This window comes from Bacteroides zhangwenhongii, assembly GCF_009193325.2.
Lineage (GTDB): Bacteria > Bacteroidota > Bacteroidia > Bacteroidales > Bacteroidaceae > Bacteroides > Bacteroides zhangwenhongii.
In genome coordinates, this window is the sequence record NZ_CP059856.1 from 221,437 (window position 1) to 235,193 (window position 13,757).

Genomic DNA, 13,757 nt, shown 5'->3' on the forward strand with positions numbered 1-13,757 from the left:
ATAAATAATAAAGGAATAGGTTATCTTCTTGAACCGCTGCTGTTTCTTTCAGAGGAACGGGAAGAACTTTGAGTGCTATTGCTTCTCGCACTTCCGGAAGAAGAGCGTCTTTCTGTTTGTCCACTAGAGACATTGCTCCGGGTAGATCTAGTGCGCCCAGAATCACTGCGACTGGAGCTACTACGACTGGAACTACCGCGTCTGGAACTGGAAGAGCTGTTATTTCTCTCAGAACTGTTATTTCTATTATAGGAACTACTATCGTTTCGTCTACTTGAACTTCCTCTCGAACTACTACTTGTTTTTCCACTTTCACGATTGGAGGAACTGAAGCCAGTTGAACTTCCGCTTGTTGGTCTGCGATTAGAGCTTGAAGAACCGGGACCTGTTTCCGGACGACGACCGGAATTACGATCACTTCCTACTCTATTCGTATTCCTATTCCTATTTTTATCAGGAGCAACATTGCTACCAGGTCTTGTTGTCGTTCCCGGACGGTAAGAATTACCCGGACGTGTCGGTGCATTATGCGGACGTACCGAAGAATTCGGACGAATCCGAACCGAGCCAAAATCCGAACGGCGGTAAGAGTGATACACTCTTTGATCCCTTACCCGATGAGGCGTAGAATAATGGTGAAAATTATTGTATCTACCCCGATAATAGCTGGCATGATGAATATGCGGACGATAGTGCGCTCCACAATAGGTATGATAATGATAAGGCACACCGAAATAGAACAAGCCGCGATTCGGATAATTGATATAAACCCGTAAACTCCATCTTCCTCCGGTCACATAAATCGGCCGATAAAAATAATCGGCTCCCATGAACCGGCGATATTGCCCATCACTCAATACCCAACGAAGATCGTCATTACGAATGTCCAACGCTTCATAATAGTCATCCATCGCCCATTCATAACCACGTGCCACGTAATCCATGATATTACGGACCGAATAAATAAAGTCGTAATTAATCTCATACGCATCATTATATTGCTGAGTGGTCAGATTCAGTTCATACGCCATCTTATCTGTAAGAAAACGCGTTTCCTTACGTATCTTGCTAGTACTCATTCCTGCCATCACAGTCATACCTGCACCCAAACCGATAGCAAAAAGTAAAAATAATATCCGCTTCATAATTCAACCTCCTATCATTTATTATTTCAATAAACACCCACACTTAATCATTTATCACTATCGACGTCTGCCGTAGCTTTGCACAAACTTATTCATCTCATCCTTGTTAGACGAAAATGTCAGCGTAGCAATGACTGTAAAGAAAGCCCCTTTATCAACGATACGCGGATACATCATCTTCATAATCTCCATCCGGTCATCATCAAAAGTATAAAGTCGAGTCAATTCAAGACATTGTCCGGAAGTAAAATCCGAACCGGCCAACGCCGTCTTAATCATCTCCATGCGGTCATCCTTAAAAGGTTCTTTCTTCACCTCACTGAGAAACTTCTTAAAAAGTCTCTCACTCATCACTCTGTCATATTGACCATTATCCGGACAATATCCCTCTTGTCCGGGGCGGCCAGGCCTACCGGGACGAATCTCTCCACGTCCATCCACGTAAATCTCTTTCACGCTATTCCCATCAAAATAAATACGTTCATTATATAACCGCCTCCCTTTCCATACTCTCTCTCCCGGACGGGCAGAGCGTGTAGCATACACTTCAACGGTGTAATATCCTGATTTCAAGTTAGCGACAAAACATGTTGTAGTCGGCAGACACATCTGGTTTCCTCCAAAATATACAAGAATCGGGGTATCTCCGCCATCAATACGGATTCCACTTACAGTCTGAGCCTTTAAAGAGAGAGCAGCGAGTAGGATACAGAAACTTATTACAATCTTACGCATACTTATCCAGTTTTTATTATTAATATCTCTAATCTGATAGTACAAAAATAGGGTGAGAAAACTCCCCACCCCAATGATTCCCTCTATTCGTGCATAGGGATTTCCCTATTCTATTTAGGATTCCACCAAAGCAATGCCATCCTCATGCAAGGCAATCAGACGTTTCTTATACAAATCGCCTACTCCTTTCTTAAAGGTTTTCTTACTCACACCGAACGTATCATAAATATCTTCCGCAGGACTCTTGTCGTTCAGATGAATCCGTCCTCCCTGCTCTTTAATATAATCAAGCAATGTCTTCGCAAAATCATCGACCTTTTCAAAGCCCGGTTTCTGAAGAATCAAATCCACCTTTCCATCCTCACGCACCTGTTTCACAAAAGCCTTCATCTCCATTCCGGTCTCTATCGAACTGAATATTTCATTCTCATACAGTAAGCCGCTATATTTATTATCTATAATTGCCTTAAAGCCCAAGTCTGTTTTCTGCCAGATAAGAATATTTACCTCTTCCCCCGCAGTGTACTCCGGTTTATCCTTCGACAGATAACGTTCCACCTTTGCCGAGGCCACAATACGGTAACTTTCTTCATCAAGATGCGCATGAACCACATACTTCCGTCCAACCTGCATCTTCATCTTCTGTTCTCTGAACGGTACGAACAAATCCTTCATCAGTCCCCAATTCAGAAAAGCCCCATACTGATTCACCCAAGACACTTCCAGACAAGCAAACTGTCCTACTTGCACAAACGGAGTCAGCGTAGTAGCAATCAGCCTTTCATCCATATCCAGATAGAGAAACACATTCAAGATATCCCCTATCTTACAATCTTCGGGCACATAGCGGGTAGGCAATAAAATCTCACCTTCTTCCCCTCCATCAAGATATACACCGAAGTCTACCTCCTTCACAACTTCAAGCTGATTGAACTTTCCTAATTCGATATTCATATTTTTCCTATTTATACACTATCATATTTATATCCATTGCAAAGATAATCTATTTTGAACAGAACTACCCTTTCAGGCACTATAACTTTTCGTTATCGGGTAAAACTATTTGCAATGAACAATCAGGCTCGCAATATGTTAACTTTGTAACGGCAAAAAGAAATGAAAAAGTTATTCACCTTTAAAAATATTAAGCTTTATGGAATTTTTGACTAACGAGAAACTTACAATTGTGGGAGCTGCCGGAATGATCGGCTCTAATATGGCGCAAACAGCCATGATGATGAAACTGACTCCGAATATCTGTCTGTACGATCCATTCGCCCCGGCTTTGGAGGGAGTGGCGGAAGAACTGTATCACTGCGGCTTTGAAGGCGTCAACCTCACTTATACCTCCGACATCAAGGAAGCGTTGACCGGAGCTTCTTATATCGTATCTTCCGGTGGAGCAGCCCGCAAGGCTGGCATGACTCGTGAAGATTTGCTGAAAGGTAATGCAGAAATTGCCGCTCAGTTCGGCAAAGACGTTCGTCAATATTGCCCGAATGTAAAGCACATCGTAGTCATTTTCAATCCTGCGGATATCACCGGGCTGATTACCTTATTATATTCAGGTCTGAAACCTTCACAAGTTTCCACCCTCGCCGCATTGGACAGCACCCGCCTACAAAACGAATTGGTGAAATACTTCCATATCCCCGCTTCCGACATTCAGAATTGCCGCACTTACGGCGGTCATGGCGAGCAAATGGCAGTATTTGCCTCTACAACAAAAATAAAGGGAGAACCGCTGACTGACTTTATCGGTACCACCCGCCTGCCATTGAACGAATGGGAAGAACTGAAAGTACGCGTCATACAAGGTGGAAAACATATCATCGACCTGCGCGGACGTTCTTCTTTCCAGAGTCCGGCCTATCTTTCCATCGAAATGATTGCCGCCGCTATGGGAGGACAACCTTTCCGCTGGCCTGCCGGAACCTATGTCTCAAACGGGAAGTTCGATCATATCATGATGGCAATGGAAACTTCGATCACCAAAGATGGCATTACTTATAAGGAAGTAGCGGGAACGCCTGCCGAACAGGAAGAATTGGAAAAGAGCTACGAACATCTGTGCAAGCTCCGCGACGAAGTCATTGAAATGGGAATCATCCCAGCCATCAAAGACTGGCATACATTAAATCCAAACATCCATTAAACGGATAATATTAGTATAACGCCGGAACTGAACGATATTTTCTATATCGGAGTTCCGGCTTATTTTGTTTATGAGTGCGACGCAGGCAGGGAAGAACATTCCGGGCAAACGCCCTTCAACACATAATTTATACTATGCAGTGCAAATCCCTTCGGCAGATCAATGACCGGAATATGCGTGCCTTCCAGGCAGAATGTCCTGTGACATTTCTCGCAATAGAAATGTGAATGTAAATCCTGAACCACACAATTGCAGGAATTATCACAAACAGCATATTTCAACGACCCGCTTCCATCATCTATACTATGTATCAGGTGATGCGATAAAAAGAGAGCGATTGTCCGGGATATAGTCGACTTGTCAACCGTATCCAATAACGTTTCCAAATCGAGCAATGATACCGCACGCCCGACTTCCATCATATTCTTCAGTATGAGAAGCCTTATCGCCGTCGGTTTGATATCTCTCCGCGCCAACTTATCCAAATAAATATTCTCTTCCATATTCTCTCCTATTTTATCATTTTCTGTATTCTTACAGCATTCATAATAGCAAGCAACGCCACACCGACATCCGCAAAAACGGCTTCCCAAAGAGTAGCGATTCCACCCGCTCCCAATATCAGCACTAACAGTTTCACTCCGAATGCAAGCATAATATTCTGCCAGATAATCCGGTGTGTCAGTTTTCCTACCTTTATAGCTTCCGCCACCTTAGACGGCTGGTCCGTCTGAATCACCACATCGGCGGTTTCTATTGCCGCATCACTGCCCAAGCCACCCATAGCGATACCGACATGGCTCAACGCCAATACGGGCGCATCATTCATGCCATCGCCTACAAACGCTATCTGATTAGCCTCATCCTGCCGCAGTTCTTCCAGATGTCGCACTTTCCCTTCCGGCAGCAAGTCTCCATACGCTTTCGATATACCTAGCTTTTCAGCAAAGTTAGTAACAATACTTTGTTTATCACCGGACAATATCTGAATGTTTTTAACCTTCAACGCTTTTAGGTTATCAATCGCTGTTTTCGCATCGTCTTTCAGCGTATCAGCTAATAACAAATAACCGGCATAGTTAGTTCCGATAGCACAGACCACAACCGTATCGGTTATCTTCAACAATTCTGCCGGATATGCAATATTAAATTTGGACAACAGCCGACTGTTTCCGACCAACACAGTGTTTCCGTCAACCGTCGCCTCCAGACCAAAACCGGCAAACTCTCTCGTATCGGAGGTTGACACCAGTTCTACATTCTGTTGTTTCGCATATTCCACAATGGCTTTAGCTATCGGATGTGTGCTATTTCGTTCTACCGAAGCTATCAATCGGATCAGCTCTTCTTTCGCAATACCGGACACCGGTTTACATTCCTGCACCTCAAACGTTCCTTTTGTCAGAGTCCCCGTTTTATCGAATACAACTGTATTGATTTTCGTAATAGCATCCAGATAGTTCCCGCCTTTAAACAGGATGCCAAGCCGGGATGCGGCTCCGATACCTCCAAAATATCCCAACGGGATACTCACCACCAAAGCGCATGGACACGAAATTACTAGAAAAACCAAAGCTCTGTACAACCAATCATTAAATGTAAATACAAAGTGCGTGCCAAACAATGAATAGACAAATGGCAGAAGAACGATTAATACTGCCATCCCTATTACAATCGGGGTGTAGACACGCGCAAACTTCCGAATAAACAACTCTGCCGGTGCTTTCCGTTCGGAAGCGTTCTGAACCAGTTCCAATATCCGGGCAAGCGCACTTTTATCAAAAGGTCTTGTCACCTTTATACGAATAACCTTATCCGTCACAATCATTCCGGCAAGTACTTCCTCTCCTTTCCGAATATTGCGCGGCACACTTTCACCCGTTAGCGCCGCTGTATTGAATGCAGCGACCTCACTCTCCATCGTTCCGTCCAGAGGTACCCGCCCACCTGCTTTTACTTCAATTATCTCACCGACTTTGACATTCTTCGGGCTCTCTACAATCAATTCATGATCTCTCAGCACCAAAGCTTTTTCCGGTCTCACATCCAAGAGAGCGCCAATATTACGTTTCGCTTTATCAACCGCTTTCTCCTGAAATAGCTCTCCGACTGTATAGAACAGCATTACAGCCACCCCTTCCGGATACTCGCCTATATAGAACGCACCGATTGTAGCCACAATCATTAAAGTAAACTCACTGAAATAATCGCGTTCCTTCATGCTTTCCCAAGCCTCTTTCATCACAGGAATCCCTACCGGGAGATAAGCTATGACATACCAGGCCAAAGCAACATATTCCTTCAGGAAAAATGCCACATCCAAAGCATTCATTACGATACCGGCTATCAGCAATATAAATGAAAGTCCGACTTTCCAATATTCATGGAATATCGTTTTCCTTTTATCTTCATATTTTTCGGTCGCACATTCATGTGTATGTGCACAACAACTACAATGTCCCATACTCATTCATCTTGTATTTTGGGTACAAAGGTAGCGAATGATTCGTGCAACTAAGTTGCAAAGACGATTTCAAATAAGGTAAATACAGTTGTTGTATAATCATGAAACTGAAAAAAACATCCAAATAATCTCTTTTTTTAAACATTTAATCTCCCTTATTGGCTGTTCATTTCATATATAAGAAAGAAAGGGGAAATTATTTGTTTATTTTATCATATCTTTGTGCTTTAATCATCTATATATGAAACAATACATTTTTCTGTTTTTATTTTTGTTGTCAGGATGTGGTAAAGATGAAAGCGTTCTGGAAAATAAAACCAATTCATCTGTTCCTGATAATCTAAAAGAGTGGGTAACTGACGACGTTGTTTGTCTCACAAGTAATCAGAAGGTACATATTATTGATAGTAATGAAGGAGTATTATATTTTGATGCTAATACGCCTACTGAACTATTGCCAACTACAGGAGAGATTATCCTTGAAAATGAACTTTCAGATAAATTCCCTTCAGGCTTTTATGGAAAGGTAGCACAAATAAATAAAGAAAATGATCATTTTGTTGTAAGTACAGAATGGGTTCCACTTAGTGAAGCTTTTACATCACTTCCTGATCAAACTTTTGATATATCTAGTTATATTACAGAGTTTATCCAGTCAGACGGAGAGAAAGCCGTGGTACAAGAACATTATGTAATAAATCCTATAACAAAAGGAATAGAACCTGAGACTAAAGTCAATATTACACTTAATGGAGATGGTTGGTCTGTGGGAGGCTCTTTTGACATGAAAGCTAAAATACTTTTTTCAGGTGGAGATATTCATAATTTTCGAGTTGACTTAGATTATGAGATAGAAAGTGAATTGAACGTTTCGTTCACAAAAGAAGTTGAATTTAAGAAAACGGCAACAGCTAAACCTCTTAAGAAAATAGGAGAATTTATAATAAAAGCAATTCCTGCCAATGTTGTAGTTACTCCAGTCATTGTGGTATATGCTCAATTGGATGGCAACGGTAAGGTTTCACTAAGCGCATCATTAACAACTAATTCTCGAATGAAACCATACATACAATATAATCAAGGACAATTAGGTTATGGTTTGGAAAACCCCACATGGCCATTGTTAAATTTCAAATTGAATGGCATTGAAATGGAGGCGGAATTAAATGAAAATATAGCTCTTGCATTTCAGGCTCGTCTTTTTAATTATGAAAATATACGCATTGAGTTAGGAACTCGTCTAATATTTGCAGAAAAGGCTAAGTTTAAACTTAACAACTTTGATAAAGCTCTATTGCAGAATGGAAAAGCATACGCTTCATTAAATGAAAATGAATTATCTTGCACCTTTAAAGCTTGTGTATACGCCGAAGCTGTTTGCAATTTAATAACAAAGAAAAAAGAAGACTCTAATGATAAGGATCAGGAAATGGAAATTGAAGGTAGTTGGGAGGAATCAATAATCCCTGAAAAAGAACTTCTGAAACGAAAACTTTTACCTACTTTTGATGATTTAAATTTTGATGTACAACATAAGCAACGTAAAGCGACATTTTCCTATCAATGTTCAGGGTATCTTTTCACAGAATCTGTACAGATGGGATACGCCTTATATGATTTAGATGATGAGAATGATCAGCCAATCCGCATGGTATTGGAAGATAGTTATTACGTAAAAAGTGATATGGAAGTTGGAAAACGAATGTTTACATTTGAGATAGAGAATATAGAAGAGGAAAAAAATTATTATGTCCGCCCACTATTCAAAATCTATGATAAAACAATGGTATCAGACGACCGGGCTGAATATGAGATTTTAGTTGGGAAATGGCAAGTAATAACACAAATTGATACTTATATTAACAATAGTGATGGCAACCAAATTATTTACCGTTGTCAACATCCTGGAACATTCGAATTTACGTCGAATAAATCTGGTGTTCAAACTGGGATACATTACGGTGATGTAGATAATGGAACAGAGGACCCTGATACCGATTGGCATCCTGAAGCCAAAATATTATTCAATTGGATAAGAAACGATAAGCAATTGATGATAAATATTGTCAGAACAGAGGGAATTCCAATTAATAATGTTCCGCAAACTATTGGTGCGTTAATCGGAGATATTACATCTGAAAAATTAGTATTCAGTTATCCAATCAATACGATACCTGAAGAAACAGCTTTCAGAGTAATAACATGTAAACGCATAGAGGAATAATCGTTTTTTAATGAATAATTTTATATTGCACAAATATAGGCAAATTATGCTCAATATATTAAGTATTATCCTCGTTTTCTCCCTATCGTAAGAATCATTACCTACCTTTCCTATAACAGGATTATATTCTTAGGTAATGCAATATTTTTCCTCTATTAGAACGACAACTCTCCAGATTCGTTATAAGAAAAAAGGTGTACCTTGTTTTTTACAGGCACACCTTTTAATATGTGTTATCAATCAACTTTTACTTATCCTTTACCGGACGGACTTTCATTCCAAAACAACGGTCATAACCGTTCAGTTGAGTGTAGTCGAAACCCATTGTCGCCAAGCTTTCATCACACCATCCTAACTTTTGACCGGCGCCAAAAAGGTAACCTCCATGACGTTTAGTACTTGCAGAAATCTGCGTAGACAAATCACTTGTCCAATAATACAATCCCGAATAAGGCCACCAAGCATCATCCAGTTCCTTTATAGTAATACTTTTATCCGTATTAGTTTTTTCATTACTGCCGTAATATCCGGTTTTAGGGAACACGATAGTATTGTTGGTGATTGTTGATGTAACCATCCACGCATCTACCTCTACCTCATAAGATTCACCCGTTTCATGGTTATAGCGACTAACTTTTGTTTTACCCTGTACGCACATTGTATTCGGACCGTTAAACAAGTCGTTCATTTCTTCACTGGTCGGCATACGCCATCCGTTTCCCCAACGCATCACAGCTACATCATCCGTAGGATCAAGACGCGTCTTTCCGTCCTGTGACACTTTATTTTCCGTCCACTGATATTTGGTCAATTTAGTCGTACCGTCAAAATAACGGTAATTATTGTAATTATAGTAGTTCTTGCCGGCTTTGTTGGTATATGGATAATAAGATGCATCGTTCTTATAAGTTACATCCCCATACGTAAACGAGGTATTCTCATTGTCTCCGGGATGGTCAATCGTTTTCCCTGTGAAAATCTCACCCCATGCATAGTAACCTTCGATATTCTCTTCAGACCAGATAATCTTACCCATATCTTTGCCCGGATGAGGATCTTTAGAAGTACTGCTTTTTACGCACATTAACGGATCGTGACTGTCAGCCAGTGCTTTAAGTTCTACTTCCGTCCAAGTATGCCCTGCGGTATTCTGCGGCCAAATCCACACTTCGAAAGTATTAATCACCGGTTCTTCATCACCGCCCTGCTTATTGCCTTCATAAAGATTGTCAAGACCACCGATAATAATATCAAAATCACCGGAAACCGACAAGTTGCCGTATTTATATTCGTTGATTTTATTTCCCTCTGCATCAACCCCATAGCAACCATCAAGATAAGTTCCATCTGTAGAACGGATAGCAAAGTCATCGGCTTTGCATTCAAGATGTTCGATATCTTTAAATGTAAGACGTAATTTCTCACACTCACTGGCGCACTCTTGATAGACGTGTACTGCTACTTTTATGTAGGGCACTGTGCCGTTTGACTGAAATCCGGCAGCCACATCATATTTGGCACAAAGAGTTTCCTCTTCACCTACAACAAGAGATCCTCCACCACGTGTAGCACTTTGCTTCTGTCCAATGCTCAGATTCGTTCCATTGGTGAAAACTGAAGTAATTTTTGATACCGTAGGAATAGAAGTTCCACCATCGGGGATTTGCTCGCCGATTGAATCATCAGAACAGCTGCCTGTTAACAGAGCACCCGCAACTAACAAATAAAAACTAAGCTTTTTCATTATCATCCTATTACATTATATATAAAGACTTAAACCCTTATTTACATATTCGCCCGCCAGAGTGGATATATAAATCAAGCAAATATATATATTTTGCAAGAATAATCAAGTTTTCCGTTACATCATTTAATATTAATTATCCTATATACTGAAAAGTCCGATGAAATATGAAGAATATCTGCCACCCTACACCATCTACAACTTATTTCACTGAACAACAACAAATTAAGCAGGTGTAGGATACAGGTGACAGATGGTGTAGGATATACGTATCTGTCACCCAATACAACTATACGATTCGCCGCATACGACTACACGATTCGGCTAAAACGACTATACGTTTCACCCTAAACATACGGCATAGAATGGCGTTTCATCAGCGTGAAACAATATGTTCGCCAGCGTGAAACAAAGTGTTTACCGCCGTGAAACAGAATGTTTCACAACATGGAATAGAGTGTTTCAAACGCCTATGAAACAAAAGAATAAAGAGCAACAGGAACATTCGACCGGAGATTTCTACAAAGGACCTATATAACAACGAGTTTTCTTGCATGAACAGAAGAAATGTACTACCTTTATAGGATATTTCAAACAAAAAACAATTCATGAAAATTACTCAGTTAAGAGACAAAGAAGAGACTACTGCCCTCACCACAATGGACATAGAAACATGGATAGAAAAAACAAAAACTGAAATCAAGGCACGACCGGTTACCGTTTTCAGAGAAATGCTCAAGTATACCCTACCCGATGAACGCTGCTACGGAGCAGACAAGTTACCCAAGATTCTACCCGCCGCCGATTTCCGCCGGACAGAAGGGGGAAAACAAATGAAAAGTTATAACGGAATAGTAGAATTGACCGTCGGTCCGCTTTCCGGAAAATCGGAGATCGCATTCGTAAAAAAGCGGGCTTGGGAACAACCGCAGACATTCTGCACTTTTACAGGCTCAAGCGAGCGAACCGTAAAAATCTGGGTCCGGTTTACCCGTCCGGACGGTTCTCTCCCGCAAAAAAGAGAAGAGGCGGAAATGTTCCATGCGCACGCCTATCAGTTGGCTGTGAAATGTTATCAGCCGCAGATGCAGTTCAATATCTTACTCAAAGCACCTTCGCTGGAACAGTTTTCACGGTTGTCGTTCGATCCGGATCTGAAGTACCGCCCCGACTCCGTACCGTTCTATCTGTCGCAACCCGCCGGGATGCCCGAAGAGCTGTCCTATCGGGAAGCAGTACGCTCGGAAAAATCACCCTTGACACGTGCCGTTCCGGGATATGATACGGAACGGGCGGCATTCATGCTCTTCGAAGCCGCTCTGAAAAAGACACGCGAAGAAATTTATAAAGCGGAAAATGACGGAGCACGTCCCAAAGAAAATGATTTTCAAGCCATAGTGACACGACTTGCCGCCAACTGCTTCTATTCGGGCATTCCCGAAGAAGAGACGTTGAAACGCACGATCTACCATTTTTATCTGCAAAGGCAGGAAACACTGATCCGGCAGTTAATCAGGAATGTATATGAAGAGTGCGAAGGCTTCGGCAAGAAAAACAACTTCGGGAAGAAAAACAGCTTAGGCAAAGAGCAACTACTCGCCATGCAGACTGAAGAGTTTATGAAGAGACGTTACGAATTCCGTTACAATACTCAAATAGGGGAAGTCGAATATCGTGAACGAAACTCGTTCCGCTTTTATTTCAACCCGATCGACAAGCGGATATTGAACAGTATCGCGCTGGACGCGCAAGCGGAAGGTATTCCGTTGTGGGACCGGGATATCAACCGGTATATTTATTCGAATCGTGTGCCGGTATTCAATCCGCTGGAAGATTTTCTTTACCATCTCCCCGGCTGGGATGGAAAGGACCGCATCCGCAAACTGGCACAAACAGTGCCTTGCGGAAATCCGCATTGGGTGGAGCTGTTTCACCGGTGGTTTCTGAACATGGTCGTTCATTGGAGAGGTACAGATAAAATGCACGCGAACAACGTTTCTCCGCTATTGGTGGGCGCACAAGGCACGCGTAAGTCCACATTCTGCCGCAGCCTCATCCCTCCTGCCATACGTGTTTACTATACGGATAGCATTGACTTCTCGCAAAAGAAAGACGCCGAACTTTATCTGAACCGGTTTGCGCTCATCAACATTGACGAGTTCGATCAGATAAGCGCTACGCAACAGGGATTTCTGAAACATATTCTGCAAAAGCCCATCGTTAATATACGCAAGCCTCACGCTACCGCCGTGCTGGAGCTGCGCCGTTATGCTTCTTTTATCGCCACGAGCAATCAGAAAGATCTTTTGACCGACCCTACGGGCAGCCGTCGTTTCATCTGTATCGAAGTGTTGGGGACAATAGATACCAATCGGGCGATAGACTATGAACAACTGTACGCACAAGCCATGTATGAGTTGGATCATGGCGAACGCTATTGGTTTGATCCGGCCGAAGAGCGGATTATGACCGAGAGTAACCGTGAGTTTGAACAGGTTTCACTAGAGGAGCAACTGTTTTACCGTTATTTCCGTGCCGCCAAAGAGGAGGAAGTCGGTGAATGGCTTTCCCCGGCAGAGATTCTGGATGAGGTTGGCAGGAACAGTGCTATTCCTCTGTCCAACAAGCGGGTAAGTGTGTTCGGGCGGGTGCTTCGCAAGCATGAGATTCCTTCAAAACGCACGAAACACGGGAGTGTTTATCATGTAGTAAGGCTTTCATAATATAAGGAACAGATGGGTGTAGGATACTTTATCCTACACCCATCTGCAACCCCTATCTTACACCCCGTCAACTCATTGTCATTCAACAGGATACATACCATCCGGTGTAGGATGGCAGATGATTACCATTCAAATTCTTCTGTGTAGGAGTCGAACACAGGTTCTTCCGTAATACCTTTCTGACGGAACAGCCGACAAATGTATTCTTGTTGTTCGGGAGCAATATATTTCTCCTTACGATAAAAGCGATAATACATGGCACGGCCGAAATGCCCTAGCAACATATTCTTCAAGGACACTGCATCCCGATGCGGAACTGTATCCAGCAAATGGGTAACTCCCCAAGCGACCCGTATCTTCCGAACCGGCTTATAGAACGGACAGATGTTCACCTCTTCCGGAACACATTTCGGATTTACCACAGAAATGATGGAATGCAGATCGGTACTGTGCACCGCCACCAAATGACGCAAACATTTTTCTCCTTTCGAACACCTGTCATTAAAGCAGTGGGCAAAATTGTATGGTACTGCCCCATAGTCAAAATTATCTTCCATTATCATTTTT

Annotated in this window: 10 protein-coding genes; 3 read left to right on the forward strand and 7 right to left on the reverse strand. The window is 42.0% G+C overall.

Annotated elements, in window-relative coordinates:
- Nucleotides 1-20: 20 nt before the first annotated feature.
- The 3 genes from GD630_RS01005 to GD630_RS01015 form a co-directional block, all read right to left on the reverse strand.
- The gene (locus GD630_RS01005; protein ID WP_143865288.1) at nt 21-1,145 is read right to left on the reverse strand and encodes a hypothetical protein; all 1,125 of its coding nucleotides are present in this window, start codon (nt 1,143-1,145) and stop codon (nt 21-23) included.
- A 57-nt stretch (nt 1,146-1,202) separates the two neighbouring features.
- Nucleotides 1,203-1,880: a DUF4476 domain-containing protein gene (locus GD630_RS01010; protein ID WP_007764148.1), complete on the reverse strand. Its 678-nt coding sequence runs from the start codon at nt 1,878-1,880 to the stop codon at nt 1,203-1,205.
- Nucleotides 1,881-1,994: 114 nt separating this feature from the next.
- Entirely contained in the window at nt 1,995-2,834 is an 840-nt protein-coding gene (locus GD630_RS01015) for a CvfB family protein (RefSeq protein ID WP_143865289.1), read from the reverse strand.
- 199 nt (nt 2,835-3,033) lie between these two features.
- On the opposite strand from GD630_RS01015, the gene GD630_RS01020 reads away from it, so the two are divergent.
- A complete protein-coding gene (locus tag GD630_RS01020; protein WP_007764145.1) occupies nt 3,034-4,035 on the forward strand; it encodes a malate dehydrogenase in 1,002 nt (333 codons plus the stop codon).
- A gap of 68 nt (nt 4,036-4,103) precedes the next feature.
- Here GD630_RS01020 and GD630_RS01025 read toward each other — a convergent pair whose 3' ends face one another.
- Both GD630_RS01025 and GD630_RS01030 read right to left on the reverse strand, forming a co-directional pair.
- Complete coding sequence (locus tag GD630_RS01025; protein ID WP_143865290.1) at nt 4,104-4,538, reverse strand: Fur family transcriptional regulator; 435 nt, start codon at nt 4,536-4,538, stop codon at nt 4,104-4,106.
- 8 nt (nt 4,539-4,546) lie between these two features.
- Nucleotides 4,547-6,499 (reverse strand): heavy metal translocating P-type ATPase, encoded by a 1,953-nt coding sequence (locus GD630_RS01030; RefSeq protein WP_182505756.1) that lies wholly within the window; start codon nt 6,497-6,499, stop codon nt 4,547-4,549.
- 241 nt (nt 6,500-6,740) lie between these two features.
- Between GD630_RS01030 and GD630_RS01035 the strand changes: the two genes are divergently transcribed.
- Complete coding sequence (locus tag GD630_RS01035; RefSeq protein WP_143865292.1) at nt 6,741-8,723, forward strand: hypothetical protein; 1,983 nt, start codon at nt 6,741-6,743, stop codon at nt 8,721-8,723.
- A gap of 247 nt (nt 8,724-8,970) precedes the next feature.
- On the opposite strand, the gene GD630_RS01040 is transcribed toward GD630_RS01035, so the two are convergent.
- A complete protein-coding gene (locus tag GD630_RS01040; RefSeq protein WP_143865293.1) occupies nt 8,971-10,467 on the reverse strand; it encodes a hypothetical protein in 1,497 nt (498 codons plus the stop codon).
- A gap of 608 nt (nt 10,468-11,075) precedes the next feature.
- Between GD630_RS01040 and GD630_RS01045 the strand changes: the two genes are divergently transcribed.
- Entirely contained in the window at nt 11,076-13,190 is a 2,115-nt protein-coding gene (locus tag GD630_RS01045; protein WP_143865294.1) for a BT4734/BF3469 family protein, read from the forward strand.
- A gap of 122 nt (nt 13,191-13,312) precedes the next feature.
- Here the strand turns inward: GD630_RS01045 and GD630_RS01050 are convergent, their stop codons facing one another.
- Nucleotides 13,313-13,747: a DUF6078 family protein gene (locus tag GD630_RS01050; protein WP_143865295.1), complete on the reverse strand. Its 435-nt coding sequence runs from the start codon at nt 13,745-13,747 to the stop codon at nt 13,313-13,315.
- Nucleotides 13,748-13,757: the final 10 nt, after the last annotated feature.